The 17,181-nt window shown below is 64.1% G+C and carries 6 protein-coding genes and 5 pseudogenes; 6 read left to right on the top strand and 5 right to left on the bottom strand.

Going from position 1 to position 17,181, the window contains the following annotated elements:
- Window positions 1–92 precede the first annotated feature (92 nt).
- Window positions 93–2,093, top strand: a complete 2,001-nt coding sequence (gene tkt, locus XAXN_RS04495) for a transketolase (RefSeq protein ID WP_054318652.1) — start codon at window positions 93–95, stop codon at window positions 2,091–2,093.
- Window positions 2,094–2,801: 708 nt separating this feature from the next.
- A pseudogene (gene fhuE, locus XAXN_RS04490) lies at window positions 2,802–4,981 on the top strand (ferric-rhodotorulic acid/ferric-coprogen receptor FhuE).
- Window positions 4,982–5,451: 470 nt separating this feature from the next.
- Here the strand turns inward: fhuE and XAXN_RS04485 are convergent.
- The 5 genes and pseudogenes from XAXN_RS04485 to XAXN_RS04465 form a co-directional block, all read right to left on the bottom strand.
- Window positions 5,452–6,171, bottom strand: coding sequence for a M23 family metallopeptidase (locus XAXN_RS04485; RefSeq protein ID WP_054318651.1), 720 nt, complete (start codon window positions 6,169–6,171; stop codon window positions 5,452–5,454).
- 2 nt (window positions 6,172–6,173) lie between these two features.
- A complete protein-coding gene (locus XAXN_RS04480; protein ID WP_174515505.1) occupies window positions 6,174–7,103 on the bottom strand; it encodes a L,D-transpeptidase family protein in 930 nt (309 codons plus the stop codon).
- 387 nt (window positions 7,104–7,490) lie between these two features.
- Window positions 7,491–10,205, bottom strand: coding sequence for a TonB-dependent receptor (locus tag XAXN_RS04475; RefSeq protein ID WP_054318649.1), 2,715 nt, complete (start codon window positions 10,203–10,205; stop codon window positions 7,491–7,493).
- Between the two features lie 116 nt (window positions 10,206–10,321).
- Window positions 10,322–11,497 carry a phosphatidylinositol-specific phospholipase C1-like protein gene (locus XAXN_RS04470; RefSeq protein ID WP_054318648.1) on the bottom strand — a complete coding sequence of 392 codons (1,176 nt, stop codon included), beginning with the start codon at window positions 11,495–11,497 and terminating at the stop codon, window positions 10,322–10,324.
- Between the two features lie 128 nt (window positions 11,498–11,625).
- Window positions 11,626–13,585: pseudogene (locus XAXN_RS04465) on the bottom strand (acetyl-CoA hydrolase/transferase C-terminal domain-containing protein).
- Between the two features lie 151 nt (window positions 13,586–13,736).
- Between XAXN_RS04465 and XAXN_RS04460 the strand changes: the two are divergent.
- The 4 genes and pseudogenes from XAXN_RS04460 to XAXN_RS04445 form a co-directional block, all read left to right on the top strand.
- A complete protein-coding gene (locus XAXN_RS04460; protein ID WP_054318647.1) occupies window positions 13,737–14,408 on the top strand; it encodes a thermostable hemolysin in 672 nt (223 codons plus the stop codon).
- Window positions 14,405–15,955 (top strand): annotated as a pseudogene (locus tag XAXN_RS04455) (AMP-binding protein). The gene XAXN_RS04460 and the pseudogene XAXN_RS04455 overlap by 4 nt, the downstream one beginning before the upstream one ends.
- A pseudogene (locus tag XAXN_RS04450) lies at window positions 15,901–16,574 on the top strand (iron-containing redox enzyme family protein). Before XAXN_RS04455 ends, XAXN_RS04450 begins: the two co-directional pseudogenes overlap by 55 nt.
- Window positions 16,574–17,172: pseudogene (locus XAXN_RS04445) on the top strand (SDR family oxidoreductase); the annotation flags it as partial. The pseudogenes XAXN_RS04450 and XAXN_RS04445, both read left to right, overlap by 1 nt.
- Between the last annotated feature and the right edge of the window lie 9 nt (window positions 17,173–17,181).

Here is a 17,181-nt window from a genome sequence, read left to right as displayed (position 1 = left end):
CCGGTCCCCAATCCCGGTCCCACTAACACGCTCTGTGGGAGAATAAGGGTCTCCGCTTCCAGCGGTGTTCCCCTCCGCTTCCATAGACGCCCATGACCCAGCCCACCCGCCGCCAGCTGGCCAACGCCATCCGTTTTCTTGCCGCAGATGCGGTCGAAGCCGCCAAGTCCGGTCATCCCGGCATGCCGATGGGCATGGCCGATATCGCCGAAGTGCTGTGGAACGATTATTTCCGGCACAACCCCAACAATCCGCAGTGGTTCAACCGCGACCGTTTCGTGCTGTCCAACGGACATGGGTCGATGCTGCAGTACGCGTTGCTGCACCTGTCCGGCTACGACCTGCCGATCGAGCAGCTCAAGCAGTTCCGCCAGCTGCACAGCAAGACCGCCGGTCACCCCGAGCGCAGCGAAACTCCCGGCGTTGAAACCACCACCGGCCCGCTCGGGCAGGGGTTTGCCAATGCGGTGGGCTTTGCGCTGGCCGAGAAGTTGCTGGCGCAGCGCTACAACCGCCCGGAGCTGGAAATCGTCGATCACCGCACTTGGGTGTTCATGGGCGACGGCTGCCTGATGGAAGGCATTTCGCACGAAGCCGCGTCGCTGGCCGGTACCTGGGGCCTTGGCAAGCTGGTGGCATTCTGGGACAACAACCAGATCTCCATCGACGGCAACACCGCCGGCTGGTTCAGCGACGACACCCCGGCGCGTTTCGAGGCCTATGGCTGGCACGTGATCCGCGATGTGGACGGGCATGACGCCGACAAGATCAAGGCCGCCATCGAGACGGCGCTGGAAAAGACCGACAAACCCACGCTGATCTGCTGCCGCACCAAGATCGGCTTCGGTGCGCCGACCAAGGCCGGCAAGGAATCCTCGCATGGCGCTCCGCTGGGCAAGGACGAACTGGAAGGCGCACGCAAGGCGCTGGAATGGCCGTACGGCCCGTTCGAAATCCCCGAAGAGATCTATGCCGGCTGGCGTGCCGGCGGTACCGGGACTTTGCGTCAGGCCGAATGGGAACAGCTGTTCGACAAGTACGCCAAGCGGTACGCCAGCGAAGCCGACGAGCTGACCCGTCGCTCGCACGGCCAGTTGCCGGCCGACTTCATCGCCAAGGCCGATGCCTACATCGCCAAGGCGCAGGAAGAGGGCCAGACCATCGCCTCGCGCAAGGCTTCGCAGCTGGCCATTGAAGCGTTTGCGCCGCTGCTGCCGGAGTTGATCGGCGGCTCGGCCGACCTGGCGCACTCCAACCTGACCTTGTGGAAGGCCAGCAAGTCGGTCGCCGCCGACGACCCGGACGCCAACTATGTGTATTACGGCGTGCGCGAGTTCGGCATGACCGCGATTGCCAATGGCCTGGCGCTGCATGGCGGGTTCATTCCGTTCGATGCCACCTTCCTGGTGTTCAGCGACTACGCACGCAACGGCGTGCGCATGAGCGCGTTGAACCCGGCGCATGCGATTCACGTGTATACGCACGACTCGATCGGCCTGGGCGAAGACGGCCCGACCCATCAGCCGGTGGAACACCTGGCCTCGCTGCGCTACATCCCCAACAACGATGTGTGGCGCCCGGGCGATGCGGTGGAATCAGCAGTGAGCTGGAAGGTGGCCATCACTCGCAAGGACGGCCCGAGTTGCCTGATCTTCAGCCGTCAGAACCTGCAGCATCAGCCGCGCAGCGCCGAGCAGATCAAGTTGATCCAACGCGGTGGCTACGTGCTGGCCGATGCCGAAGGCGGTACGCCGGACGTGATCCTGATCGCCACCGGCTCGGAAGTCGGTCTGGCAGTGGACGCCAAAAAGACGCTGGATGCGTCCGGCCTGAAGACGCGCGTGGTGTCGATGCCCTCGACCGATGTGTTTGATCGCCAGGATGCGGCGTACCGCGAATCCGTGCTGCCGAACGCCGTGCGCAAGCGCGTGGCGGTGGAAGCGGGCGTGACCGGTTTTTGGCGCAAGTACGTGGGCCTGGATGGCGATGTCATCGGCATCGACACCTTCGGCGCCTCGGCGCCGGCCGATCAGTTGTATACGTACTTCAAGATCACTGCCGAGCACGTGGTGCAGGCGGCGAAGGCGCTGTAAGCGCACAGATGGTTGTAATTGAAAACGCCGGCGAAAGCCGGCGTTTTTTGTTGATTGCCTCGGCGCGACGCGTGTCCTGCACGGGCATTGCCATGGGCCGATGACGCAGAGCGTGTGCATGCCGGCGCGCTTGAAGGCACGCTGCGTGCGTGCGCAACGTGGGCCTGCCAGGGACGCTGAGCGCCAACTACTGCTACGTCGCACTCAGGCAGGTGGAGGCGACCCTTCACCCAGCGTGGTACAGCGTGCATGGAGTACACCCGGTCACTGGCCGTGCATGCCCGAGTTGCCGACGTGCTAACGGCCAGCAACACGGATCGAAGATCCGGGCATCGACAGGCGGTGCCGCCAGTCGCGGACCCGGGTGAAATCTCCCCCGTCGGCAAATCGGGATGCAGGGCCTTGCTGTCGCGGTCGCCTTTGCGCCGGAGACGTCGGCACGTGGTCCTGATGGCTCCCGTCGCGGTGCCAGACGGCATCCTCACAGGGGTAAACCTTGGCCCGGCACAGGCCTGCGCGGCCCGGAATCCTGCTGAAGCGTTCGCTTTGACGCGCAGCCGCGGCAGGCAATACGTGTACCACCTGTTTAAAATGTGAATCATTCCCATTAAAATGGTGCGCTGCCGCGGCGACGTGGCGGTCCTCCCCTATGTTCGCCGTCCGGCACTGCCGTGATGGATGCCTTCGACTGTCCGTGCAGGAGCTGTGATGAATCGTCCTACCGTAATGCGTCTCCTTCCCATTGCGCTGCGACCGCGCGCGCGGTCGCATGCGGTGTTCGCTGCGCTTTGCACCTTGTCGGCAGGGCCGGCGCTAGCCGAAACGCCGGCCGGCGATGCGGAGGTCACCACGTTGGACCGGATGATCGTGCAGGGCGAGCAGGCCCAGGGCTACACGGTGGAAAAAACCTCCGCCGGGACGCGCATGAACCTGGCGCTGCGCGAGATTCCGCAGTCGGTCACGGTGATCACCCGCGACCGCATGGACGACCAGAACTTGCAGAGCATCACCGACGTGCTCAACAACGTCGCCGGTATCTCGGCGTCGCAGAACGACAGCGAACGGTTGGACTTCTATGCGCGTGGCTTCTACATCGACAACTACCAGTTCGACGGCATCCCGGTGTACATGGAGCAGGCGTGGAGCTACAGCGATTCCGCGCTGGACCTGGCGTTGTACGATCGCGTGGAAGTAGTACGCGGTGCGACCGGTCTGTTGACCGGTTCGGGTAATCCGTCGGCGTCGATCAATCTGGTACGCAAGCATGCAGTCAGCCGCGACTTCACCGGCACCGTGTCGGTGGGCGGCGGTGACTTCAACAAGACTCGCAGCGTGGCCGATGTCACCGTGCCGTTGAGCCCCAGCGGCAACGTGCGCGCTCGCGTGGTGGGCGTGTATCAGGACGGCGAATCGGATATGGATCGCTACAGCCTGCGCAAGAAGATCGGCTCGGCGATCATCAATGCCGACCTCACCGAGAGCACGCTGTTGAGCGTGGGCTATGAGTACCAGAAGAAGGAATCGGACGATGTCACCTGGGGCGGCTTCCCGCTGTTCTACAGCGATGGCACGCGTACCGACTACAAGCGCTCGTTCAATCCGGCGGCCGACTGGACGTTCTGGGACACGCGTCTGCAGCGCACCTTCGCCAGCCTGCAACAGAGCTTCGACAACGGCTGGATCCTCAAGGCCAATGTGAGCCACGAAAAGACCGAAGCGACGAACCACCTGTTCTATCCGTACTACACGATCTTCGGCTTCGATCGCACCACCGGCGGTGGCGTAGTGGCGTATTCGGGCAACTACCAGACCGAGCGCAAGGCCGACGGCGCCGACGTGTATGCCCAGGGCCCGTTCCAGCTGTTCGGCCGCGAGCATCAGTTGGTGGCCGGCGCCAGCTACAACCGGCGCGAGTACGTCAATAACGGCACCTTCGATTTCCCCGCACCGCTGGACAGCTACCTGGGCTGGAATGGTGCGCGGAGCCTAACTGGAGCCCGCGCACGGTACAGAGCGAAGGCACCATCACGCAGAAAGCCGCCTATGTGGCTGCGCGTTTCTCGCTGGCCGAGCCGCTGACACTGCTGCTGGGCGCCAGATATACCGATTGGCAGATTGATGGCCGCAACGTCGATGCGACGCAGGGGCTTGTCCCGTTCTCCGACACCCAGACCGAAGTCACTCCGTACGCCGGGCTGGTGTACGACATCGACGATGTCTGGTCGACCTACGTCAGCTACACCGAGATCTTCAACCCGCAGACCTTGCGCGACGCCAACGGCGGTTACCTGGATCCGTTGAGCGGCAAGGGCTACGAAGCCGGCGTCAAGGCGGCCTGGTTCGACGATCAGCTCAATGTCTCGCTGGCTCTGTTCCGTATCGAGCAGGACAACCTGGGTGTGGCGACGAGCACTTTGGTGCCGGGGAGCAGCGATTTTGCCTATGTCGCTGCCAATGGTGTGGTCAGCGAAGGTTTCGATTTCGAACTCTCTGGCTGCCTGACCCAGGGCTGGAACGCCACCTTGGGCGCTTCGCACTACACCGTACGCGACGACAGCGGTGCCTCCATCAATACGCAACTGCCGCGCACCACCATCAAGCTGTTCAGTAGCTACACCCCGCAGGGCGCGTGGAGCGACCTGACCGTGGGCGGCGGCGTCAACTGGCAGAACCGTTCGTACTATGTGGACCCGGCGTACGGCACCTTCCAGCAGAGCGCGTACGCACTGGTCAGCGCGTTCGCGCGCTATCGCCTGTCGCCGCAGTTTTCGGTGCAGCTCAACGTCGACAACGGACTCGACAAGCGTTACTACGCGCAGTTCAACAATGGCTATGGCGCGTGGGGCGCTTCGCGTAACGGCATGCTGACTTTCAACTACACGTTCTGATCTGGATCGACATCGGCCGCTATGACGCTCGCTGCGATTGCGCTTTGGCACAGGCATCTTGCGAAAGATGCCTGTGCTTTTTTGGGGCTTCGACTTGCAGCCGATTGCAGGAGTGCACTGCCGCGCAGGACGTGCGTCAGCCGCGCTGATTGCGTGATCGTGGCATGCCAGGCATTGGGATGCCGATTGTCGTGAGGCAGCTGCTGTGCCATCGATACAACAGCAGGCCGTGTGCCGGCCATCAACGGCACAAATATGCTGCGAAATACGCAATGCCGAGTCGCTGTGCGTGACTGCCCATGCGCGCGGCACGCTGCGCTGATGTGCGCGCTGCTTATTGCGAAAGCAACAGTTGCAGATGCGGCGCCGTCACCTCTGCCGCCCAGTCCATGAAGGCGCGCACGCGTTGCGGCCGGTGGCGGTGCTTGCACAAGACGCAGGCCTTAGCGAGACCCATTTGAGCGACCACTTCACTGCAGGAGCTGGTCCCCGTGCAACACCCGATAGGGATTGAGCGCCTCGCCCTTCCACCACTGTTTTTCCGGCCCCAGCCGATGGATCTCGAAGTGCAGATGCGGTGCGGCGGGATTCGCGTTGCCGGTGCTGCCGACATAGCCGATGACCTGGCCGCGCTTGATGGATTGTTTCTCCGCCAGGCCGTCGGCATAGCGCTCCAGATGCGCGTAGTAATAGCAATATTTGCCGCTGGGTTCGAACTGGTAGACGGTCAGGCCGCCCCGGTCGCTGGTGAACAGTTTCTCCACCATGCCGTCGGCAACTGCCACAACCGGTGTGCCGGTGGGAGCGAGGATGTCGATGGCATCGTGCACGCGGCCCTCGCTGCGCGCATCGGTGAAGGTGTCCTGCAGCTGGCCGGCGCCGATGCCCTGCACCGGAATCAGCAAGCCGCTGCCCTGCGTCGCAGTGTCGGGCGACTGCGCTAGGTTGGTGGCGACAGGCATGCTCGCGGGCGCGGCATCGGCGACGGGTGCTGAGGCAACCATCGGTGCCGTCGCGGCCGCTGGTGCCGAAGCCGCCACCGGCGCGGCACTCGCTGCGTTGCGGTCTGCTGCGATGGGTGCAGCGCCGGATGACGGCTCTATTTTCGCTTCCGGCGCGGTGCGTTCCAGCCACCAGTAGCCGGCTGCACCCAGCAAAACGCCCACCACCAAGGTCATCAGCAGTTTCATGTTTATTCCTGCATCACCACCGGTACCGACGGGCCCACCACGCTGGCGAGGTTGACCACGTCCCAGTTGGTCAGACGCACACAGCCATGCGATTCGGTCTTGCCGACGTGGCCGGGTTCTGGTGTGCCATGCAAGCCGTAATGCGGTTTGGACAGATCGATCCAGACGCGGCCGACCGGATTGTTCGGGCCCGCGGGCAAGGTGGCCTTGTGCTCGCCCTTTTTCGCGTCCCAGAACAGCTTGGGGTTGTAATTGAACACCGGGTCGCGCGCGATGCCGAGAATTTTCCAACGGCCAATCGGCAGCGGGTCGTGCTTGCTGCCGGAAGAGACCGGGAATTGCGCGTAGACCTTGCCGTCGGCGTCGAATAGCCGCAGCGTCGAATCGGATTTATCCACCACCAGCTTGGCCGGCTTGGCCAGGAGCGGTACGCCGTCGATGTTGGGTACCTGGATCACGCTGCCGGCCTTGCTCAGATCCACGCCAGGATTGAGTTGGCGCAGCAGCGCGGGGTCTGCGTGGAAACGTTCGCCCAGGGCTTCATCGACGGAGGCGTAGCCGAGCGCAGTCAGCTTGGCCTGCTCGGCAGGTCCTTTGGGAATGGGTTGGAACGGGCCGGCGACATCGGCATCGGTGAGCGTGTACTGCACCAGCGCCGGCGTGGTGTCGGCCTGCAAGGCTTGCCAGGTGGCGTCATCCAGCTCGCCGGTGGCCTTGATGTTGTGGGCGGCCTGGAAGCCGGACACTGCGCGCTTCTGATTGGACCCGCGCTCGCCGTCGATCTGCCCCGGCGAAAAATGCGCGCGATCCAGCAATACCTGCGCGTGCAGATCCGAGCGCGCTCCGGTGGGGACAACCTTGGCCGCGTGAGCCGTGGCCGATGCAGGCGCAGCGGCGGGCGCGGGCTGCTGCGCTTGCGCCAGCGCAGACAAGGAGGTGCCCAATGCAAGGGCAAGCAAGCGGGCGCGAGCGTAGGGGCGTAGTGGCATGGGCAGGTCCGAAAGAGGCATGCGAGCACCTTGCCGCAGCCGCCTGCGTTTTCTGCGTGAAATCGCTGCACCGGTACTAACTGGCAAACGATGCGATGCGTCATTGCTGTGGCCATTGTTGCCGGCGCAATCGACTGACGCAGCACACCGTTGTGATGGAGCCTCACGTGCCGATACCGATACCGATACCGCGGCGCCATGATGCGGCGGTGGTGCAATCGCGTATCGCGCAACGGCGCTGCGCCAGCCGCCAAGTAGCACGTAGGCGGTGGCCGCAGCGGTGTACTTTCCGATGGAAGATCGCCGCTGCAGCGTGCATGCCGCTGTCGATCAGTACGTGTAGCCCAAGGTCAGCATGTAGGTGCGCCCGGTTTGCACATAGGCACCGTCGGCGCCGGGATCGTAGGCCATGTAGCGCTTGGACTTGCCCTGCGTTTCGTAGAACGTGGCGGCATTGAGCAGGTTCTTTGCCGACACGCCGACATCGATATGGTGCGGCAGGTGATAGGTCGCGTTAAAATCCAGCGACTTCACCGGCTGCAGGTAGTAATTGAGGCGGTCGGTGGTGAGACCCAGCAGTTGCAGGCCGGTGTAGTTGTAGCTCAGGTCCGTGCGCAGGTGCGTGTCGTCGTAGAACAGATCCAGGTTGTAGATGCGCTCCGGTGCGCGCGGCAGCCAGGTCGTTTCCGGCTGGTCTCGGCGTTTGCTATCTGCCTGGCTGTGCTGCAGCGTGAGGTTGGCGGTGACGCCGAAATTGCTCCAGAGGCCGGGCAATTGGTGCAGCCGCTTGCTCGCTGCCAACTCCAGCCCATAGAGCTTTGCGGTGCCGCCGTTCTGCGGCATGGTCACCGGCACGCCGTTTTCGAAGGTGGTGCCGGTTGGCACCAGGCCGCCCAGGGTGCTGTCGTTGCTGGTGGCCGATTGCGAGGTATAGATGAACCCATTGATGCGCTTGTAGTACGTCGAGGCGCTGAGCACGCCGCCCTCGTGGTCGTAGAACTCGGCAGACAGGTCGGCGTTGTCGGCGGTGCTCGCCTGCAGGTTGGGGTTGGGCTTGGAGATGCCGACTACCTTCTGGGTGTCGTCGATCGAATACACCGTCTCGCCGGAAATCAGCCCGAACGCCGGGCGGCTGAAACTGCGGCGCAACGATGCGCGATACACGGTGAGATCGTCCGGCCGATAGTTGACGCTGATGCCGGGCAGGAACTTGCCGTAGGTACTGCCGCTGCCGACGAAACTGCCGGTGCTGCCATTCCCGCTGGATTGCCAGGAATCGGCCGAATACTGGGTCAGTTCGTAACGCACGCCGGGCAGGATGCTCACCTTGCCGAGATGCAGCGCGGCCATCGCATAACCCGAATAGATCGCCTCGGTGCTGGAGGTGGTGTTGGCGTTGTAGTCGTTGGCGGTATAGATGCCTGCGCCGTTCGGATCGTCGACGTATTTGTAAGGCAGCGCCTGCGCGCGCATCCAGCCGCGATCCAGCAGTTTGAACGGCCCCGCGTAGTGACCATCGAATGCGTTGTAAGTGATGCGGCCGGGAATTGCACTGAGCTGCGGGCCACCGGCGGTGGGGAATGCGTAGTTCGGGCCGCCAAAATACGGGCCATTGGTGACGAAGTTGCCATCCTTGTGGAAGAAGGGGTGATCATAGGCGTCGCGCTCGGAGTGATCGGCCGACAGGCCAAGCTTGACGCTGTCCAGCACAGCGCCATCGACCTGGTACGCGATATCGGTATGCGCGTTGAAGCGGTTATCGTGGCTGCCGGCGTCGTGGCCCTGCACCTTCCACAGCAGCGAAGAATCCAGGTTGTAGAAGAAGTCCTTCAACGCCGGCGAGCTTGGGCCGATGCTCGGGTAGGTGGGGTCGCTGAGGTCGAAGGCGAAGCTGCCCCGGGTAAACCCATACAGGCTGGCGGATACGTAATCCGGCCGGCTGCGGGTGCCGCGGCCGAACGAGGTGCCGTAGTCGAGGTGCAAGCGGTCGAGTGTGGTCTGCCCACCCAACTGCACCGTGGCCAGGGTCTCGTCGATATCGTGCGTGTTGAAGTAGCCGCCGCGCACCGCCGTGGGCCGATTGCGATAGGTCTCCAGGCGCGCACTGGACTGGTCCTGCGTGCCGGTGACGCCATAGCTGCCGTAGATGGCACGCGCATACAGCGCGCTGCTCTCGCCTTGCCAATCCAGCGACAGGTTGCCGCCATAGCGTTCGATCTGGCTGGCGTACACGCTGTACTTGTAGCGCGTGCTGATCAACGGGCCGACATCGCGCAAATCGGTGGCTGCGGCGAGCGCAGGGTCGGCGGGCACGTATTTGCTGTTGGGCGCCGGGGCCTGCGCCATGTTGTTGTTCTTGCCGTAATAGGCCGATGCGTAGATGCCGAAGGCATCGCCTTCCCCGAACTTCCAGGCCAGCTCCTGCTGGAAGGTACCGCCGCTGTCCTTGCCGCCCAGATGGTTGGCCAATGCGTTGAACTGGCCTTGCGCGGTGCTCTTGGCGTACACATCACGGTCGAAATCGAATGCATTCGGCGTGCGCATGTCGATCGCGCCGCCGATGGCATCGCCGGGCATGTCGGGCGTTGGCGATTTAGAAACCTGCACCGACTGGATGCCGAACGGTGCCAGCATGTTCAAGGAGATGGCGCGTGTCGAGGAGTCGGTTTCCGGCATGCCGAACCCGTTGAGCGTGTATGCGTTATAGCTGGCGTCCATGCCGCGGATGCTGACGTAGGCGTTCTCGCCGGTGGTGGCCTGGCCAAGATGCATGTCGCTGTAGGACGACAACCCCGGCATGTGCGCCACCACATCGGCAATGCCGCCGGAGGGGATTGCATCGATCTGCTGCTTGCTCATCACGCTGTTGACGCTATTGGACAGGCGCTGCTCGTTGAGCGAGCCCGGCGCCGCGGCCTGCGTGGCTTGCACGTTGACCGAGTCCAACGTGGTGGTGGTCATCTCTGCAGCGCACGCAAGCGATGGTGCGCAAAGCACCGCGGCAATGGCGCAGCTCAAACGATTGAAGGAGCGGGAAAACTGCATCTTGGGGGCTCGCGTGATGGGGGAAGGAAAGCCCGCGTCCGGTCAGCGGGCACGGTCATGGATCGCCGACGCTTCCATTGCGACAGGGCTGATGCGTAGGGCCGCGTGCGCTGCCCTTAGTGGTGCAGGTCGATGCTGTCGCAGCCCACATCTGGTCGCTGCGGATTGCAACGCGCCACCGCATCGCCATCGAAGCGCACCACGTAGCCGTTATCGGCCGGCTCGTTGATCGGAAAGTCCGTACTGAGCAATTGCGCGCCGCTGGCCAGCATGGCGTCGCGCCGGGCGGTGTCGTTGTGCTGCGCTTCCTTCAAATTCGCATCGGTACGTGTGCGCACCAGGTAGCCGGCCTTGACCAGCTTGGTGATGTCATCGGCAGGGCCGTCGTTGCGTTCGACGAAAGCCGCATCGTCTTCGCCGGGCACCGCGTTGGTGAAACACACCCGGCCGCGCAGGGATGGGTGGCCGGGCAGGTAGCTGGCGCTGGCAGCGCGTTGGTCGAGCAGAAACACGACCTTGCCCCGCGCCTGGGCCAACGACGGCCAGCCATGCGCGAGTACGCCCGCATTGAGCGTAGGCGCGCGGCCCCGCACTTGATCGGGACTGATGTATTCGCCGGGTTGGAAGACCGAGCGCAATTCGGCATCCAGCGCGTCCATCGCCTTTGCATCGAAGGGTTCAGGTTGCACGGTGGGAAACGCCAGCTGGATCGGTGCCTGCTTGGTTTCGAGCAGGATGAAGATGGGCACGTGGCCGGGGTGCTGCCTCGACCAGGTGCGGATTTCGTGCAGGCAGGCAATCAAGGGTTGGCAGTTGCTGCGCTGGTCCAGATCCTGCACGTGCATGACCTTGAAGCCGGGTCGGTCCATCACTCCGGTGGGCGCGCTCGCCGGGGCGGTCGGCAGACCTGCCTTGGCAATCTGCGTAACGATGGCCGGGTGTACGTAGCGCCCGCCCTGTGCATCGGCGAAGACGTCCAGTTCGAGTTGGCGCACGCCATCGTCAAGTTGCTGCGTCAAGGCGGGATGGCGGTAATCCAGTGCGGCAAACAGCGCCGGGTCCAGTTGTTTCAACAACGCCGCTTCGCTGGGCGCAAAGCCGGCGTGGTAGCTGTTGTGGCTGCCGATGTACTGCAGGTCGGTCAGGCGCGGCGCGGCTTGCGCGACGAGACTGCTCAGCAACAACGCGGCGAAGATGGCGCTACGCCGCGTCTTTCTTCGCTTTGCGCGCATCAACTTCGTTTTGCGATTGATCCCTGACGTGACAGCAGTAAACGCGCGAAAAAGATGCATGCAGCACAGCCGGAAAGAGACGAGGTCGCCATCATCCCGGCCCAGTTTGACGCACATCTTTCCGCTGTGTGTCCGTGATGCGTCAGTGCTTGTCGCCGTGTGTTCGTGTCGTTTGCAAATCGCGAAGTTTATGAAGCGGCGGTCTGCCGCAGTGCATAGGTCAGCAGCCGCGCCTGCAGGCGATCGCCAAGGCTCTTTGGCGCATCGAGTGCCATGCGTTGCAGGCAGGCAACATCATCGGCACCGGATGCTTCGCGCTTGAGCAGTGCACGCCCCACCGTGGCGATTTTGCCGCCAGTGCTGGCGGTTGCGGTTTTGATCCAGCCCAGTGCGGGCAGCAGACGCTGTTCGATCTCGGTGAAGTCGCTGCCGAGCGGGTAGTCGGGCAAGCTGCCGTCGCGTCGAAACGGCGCCAGCGCCTGTTCCAGTGCCTGTGGTGTGTTGCGCTGCGCGCGAAGGGGCAATTCCGGCGCGGCACGCAGCTTGCGCGACCGTTTCGCCTGGGCAAGCAGTTCATCCTGGAAGCGGGCATCGCAGATGGCGGCCATTTCCAGCACGCAGTCCTGATCGGTCTTGTGGCGTAGATCGGCGATGCCGTATTCGGTGATGTAGAGATCGCGCAGGTGGCGTGGAATGGTGGTATGGCCGTAATTCCAGCGCACGTGGCTGGCAGTGTGTGCGCCAGCCTCGCGCGTGGCGCGCAGCATCAAGGTGGCTACGTGCCTGCGGCAGCGCATGCGCCATTGTCACGAAGTTGTACTGCCCGCCGACCCCGGACACGATGCGCCCATCTTCCAGCCCGTCGGAGACCGCCGCACCCAGCGCGGTCGCCATCATGCAGGAGTTGAAGAAGCGTGCATCCTTGCGTTTCAACCGGTTTAACGTCTCGTTGCCGCCGTAGAGCTGATTGATCTCGCTGATGCGGCGCATGCCGATCGCCGCGCGTGTCGGTGCATCCAGATCGCGCAACCATTGATAGAACGCAGGCGAGCCGAGATAGAACGCGCCATGCAGGAACTGGCCTTCGTCGGCCAGGCGTGCGTGGTCGGCCGCATCGGCGCTGCCATCGCTGATGCGCTGCATCAGCGGCAGATCGTCGTGCGCTTTGCGGCGGATCACGCCACTGTCCACCAGTTGCTTGAAGCCTTCGTTGAGCATCTCGCTGCAGCCGTACAAGCCGATGGCGAACGGCTCCAGGCCGCCGCTTGCCTGCACGGCCGGGTGCTGCTCCAGTGCCGGATTCAGCGCGTGCAGCACGCGGCGATAGGTTGCGTTGTCGGTGTGCCGCAGCACCAGCGCATGGCTCAGTGCATCGGCCAGCGTGCCGATGCCAATCTGCAAGGTGCCGCCATCGCGCACCAGGGCACTGGCATACAGGCCGATGGCGTAGTCGACGCTGTTCACCGCCTGCTGCGGCAAGCCGAACAGCTGCGGGAATGGGCCTGGCAAATCGATGATCAGATCGAAGAACGCGGCATCTACCGCTGCGGTGCCTCCCATCCACGGCAATTGTGGATCGACTTCCGCCACCAGCATCGGGCGCGGCAAGCCAAGTGCCTGCACCGCATCCAGCGTGTCCTGGGTGATGTCGTTGTTGCACGACAACGACAGCCGCGTGCTGCCGGGTTCGCGCGCCACTTTTTGCACGATCAGATTGGGCGCGCGTTGCGCCACCGCTGCGGCAGCATGCGTGTAGTTCAGACTCGTGTAGTCGGCCTGGGCCTGGGTGGAATGCAATAGCCCGCCGGACTGCATGTAGAACTCTTCCACCTGCACATGCGCGGGCAAGGCATCGCGCAGCATGGCGTCGACATACGCAAGGCGAGGGAAATCCTCGCCGAAATGACGCGCGATGAACGGTGCGGCAAAGCGCGCCTCCAATCCGGCACCTGGCTTGGGTGGGTTGAGCGATAAAGCCGTGTAAATCGCCAGTGGCCGCGACGGCGTGTCCTTGAGCTGTGCGTAGAGCGCGTTCAACAAACGGTGCGGCTTGCCGATGCCCAACGGTGCGCCAATGCGCAGCGGGCCGTCGATGCGTTGCAGGATGTGCGAAACCGCTGTGCTCAAGTCACTGACATATGTGCTCATGCGCGAAAGCGTAGCCGAAAGTGTTGTCGGGTAGGCACCGACAGCCGTCAGGCCGGGCCCGACGCCGCGCAACGAAGTGCTATTGCAGACATTACAGCTCGATAACACACGGCTCATGGTCACTTAATCGAGCTGGCCGAGCATGCGCTGCATGATCACTTCCACGCCTTCCAGGTCGTATTCCCGCCACGGCTTTGCCAGTGCCAGCCTGGTCGAGGCGGGGCACCCGCAGCGCCAGGAGGTGGAGCGCTTTATCGCGGCGGTCTATCTGCGGCGCTACGGCGCGCAGCTGCACAGCTTCCTGCCGCAGTTGCTGGTCTACCGCGATGCTGGTGGCGCACTGATGGCGGCAGTGGGCATGCGGCTCGGCAGCGCTGGCGGCTTGTTCGTTGAGCAATATCTCGATGAGCCTGCCGAGTCGGCGCTGGCGGCCCGCATGGCGGCCCCGGTGTCACGCGCTGGCCTGGCCGAGGTGGGCAACTTCGCGGCGATCAGCTCCGGCAGCGCGCGCGCACTGATTCCGCAGATGACCCATGCGCTGCACAACGCCGGCGTGCGCTGGGTGTTGTTCGCCGCGACCCGGGGCCTGCGCAATACCTTCGACCGGCTGCAGCTTCGGCCGCTGGTGCTGGCACCAGCCCTGCAGTCGCGCCTTCGCGACGATGACACCGACTGGGGCAGTTACTACGCCAAGCACCCGCAGGTGGTATGCGGCGACGTTGCCGCCGGCCATGCCTGTTTGCTGGAGCGACAGGCGCCGCATCCGCAGTCTGCGCGCCCGGGCGTGGAGCTAACGCCTTACCTGATGGGAGTGAGCGCATGAATGCACGTTTCGCCCAGTTGCTCGGTGAGCCACCTGCGCAGGCACCGCGGGTGCTGAGCGCCACCGGCACCCAGAACACGCAGACGCTTGCCGACGTGGACGCGCGGTTGGCAGCTGGCCTGCAGGCAGCGCGGTTGACGCGGGTGGCGAGCCGGCTCGACAACGGTCCGCACTGGTTGACCCTGGATCTGGCGCTCCGTCTGGTCGATGCAGTGCATGTGCCATTGCCGACGTTCTTCTCCGACGCCCAGGTGTTGCACGCGCTGACCACCAGTGGCGCGCAATGCGTGGTCACCGACGCGGCCGCTGCTGCGCTGCCCGGCACCAGCGGCCCGCTCCCGGCACTGCAGCACGATGGGCTGCGCGTGTGGCGGGTGGCCGCGGTCGTCGAGCGGCCTGCGTTGCCGGATGCCACGGCCTGCATCACCTATACCTCGGGCACCACCGGCCGCCCCAAGGGCGTGTGCCTGTCCGCTGACAGTTTGCTCACGGTGGCAGCGTCGCTGGTGGATGCCTCCGCTGCCATCGCACCGCGTCGGCATCTGTGCCTGATGCGGTTGTCCACCTTGCTGGAAAACGTGGCCGGGCTATATGCAACCTTGTTGTCGGGCGCGCAGGTGGCGCTGCCGTCGCTGGCGCAGATCGGTTACACCGGCGCCAGCGGCCTGGATGTGCCCACGCTGCTGCGTTGCCTGCACCAGTATCAACCCGAGAGCGTGATCCTGGTGCCGCAGTTGTTGCTGGCCCTGGTCAGCGCTGTCGAACAAGGCGTAGCCCTGCCGGCATCGCTGCACTATATCGCCGTCGGCGGCGGGCACATCGGTCCCAGTTTGCTTGGGCGTGCCGCTGCGTTGGGGCTGCCGGTGTTCGAGGGCTACGGCTTGACCGAATGCGGCTCGGTGGTCTGTCTCAACCGGCCGAGCGTAGTGCGTGCCGGCAGTGTCGGTCAGCCCTTGGCGCATGCGCAGGTGCAGATCGTCGATGGCGAAATTCAGGTCGATGGCGTGCAGGCACTTGGCTATCTGGGTGAGGACGCGCCACCGCCAGGGCCGGTGCGCATTGGCGATCTGGGGCACGTGGACCAGGATGGTTTCGTGCACATCACCGGGCGTCGCAAGCATGTCTTCATCACCGCTTTCGGCCGCAACGTCTCGCCCGACTGGGTGGAAAGCGAACTGCTGCAGCACCCGTTGCTTGCACAGACAGTGGTGTGGGGCGAGGCGTAGGCCGACAACGTCGCAGTGCTATGGCCGCGCCGGCACGACAGCGACGACGCAGCGCTCGTCAAAGCACTGGCCGAGGTCAAGGCCGGCTTGCCCGACTACGCACGCGTGGCGCGCTTCGTCCGCGCCGATGCACCTTTCAGCGCACACGAAGGCCTGCTCACGGCCAACGGGCGCCCCCGCCGCGACGCGATCCTCGCGCGCTATCAATCTGCCGTCGATCGTAGCTATCGGTCGCCGGCCACCGTGGTCTCTCAAGGAATTTCTCCATGCCGTTTTATGCATCCCCGCTGGCACAGACCCAGGCCGAACGCGAACGCATGACCCAGGTGCCGATCATCCAGGCGGCACTAGCCGGCAACATCGCGCGCGCCGACTACGTTGCGTTTCTCGGTCAGGCCTATCACCACGTGCGGCATACGGTGCCGTTGCTGATGGCCTGCGGTGCACGCCTGCCGGCGCGGCTGGAATGGTTGCGCGAAGCCATCGGCGAGTACATCGAGGAAGAGATGGGGCACCAGGAGTGGATCCTGGATGATCTTGTGGCGTGTGGGCAGGCGCGGGAAACGACTGTACTCGCCGGCCCGTCGCTGGCCACCGATTTGTTGGTCAGCTACGTCTACGACACCATCCAGCGCGGCAACCTGGGCGGTTCTTCGGCATTGTGCTGATGTTGGAAGGTACCAGCGTGGCGTTGGCCACGCGTGCGGCCAACAGCATTGCACAGTCGCTGGACTTGCCACGCAATGCCTTCAGTTACCTGCTGTCGCATGGTGATCTGGATATCGAACATGCCGGCTTCTTCGAGAAGCTGATGAACCGGCTCGACGACCCACTCGACCAGCAGGCGGTAGTGCATGCGGCCAAGCGTTTTTACGTGCTGTACGGCGATCTGTTTCGCACCCTGCGCAGAGACGGAGTGCGTCTGGCGGAGGCGGCGTAATGGATCTCCACGGCAAGTGCGTCATCGTGACCGGCGCCACTGGTGGCATCGGCAGCGCACTGTGCGCCGGCCTGATCAAAGCGGGGGCAACCGTCGTCGCGGTGGGGCGAACGGAGCAGACGTTGCAGCAGCTGGCTGCGCGCACCCGCCCGGTCGCGTCGTGCCGGTGGTCGCGGACTGGGCCAGCGGCTCGGGCCGTGCCGTGTTGCTGGCACGCACGCATGAGATACGCCCGGCACCGTCGGTGCTTGCGCATGCGCAAAGCCATTTCGGATTGCTGCAGGATCAAGACCCGGCGGCCCTGGCTGCAGTCGTGCATCTGAATCTCACCGTGCCGATGCTGCTGGTGCAGGCGTTGCTGCCGGCCTTCGCGCGTCAGCCGGAGGCAGCGATCGTGGCGGTGGGTTCCACCTTCGGCAGCATTGGTTTTGCCGGTTTTGCCGGCTACAGCGCCAGCAAGTTCGGTCTGCGTGGCCTGTTCGAAGCGCTGGCGCGCGAGCATGCCGGTACCAGCATGCGTTTTCAGTATATATCGCCGCGTGCCACTGCCACCGCGTTCAATCCGGCGGCAGTGGATGCGCTCAATGCGGAGCTGGGGCACTGAGCA

This window comes from Xanthomonas axonopodis, from assembly GCF_001304695.1.
Taxonomy (GTDB): Bacteria; Pseudomonadota; Gammaproteobacteria; order Xanthomonadales; family Xanthomonadaceae; genus Xanthomonas; species Xanthomonas axonopodis.
The sequence above is the reverse complement of the archived record's forward strand: the minus strand, read 5'-3'. Positions and strand labels throughout refer to the sequence as shown.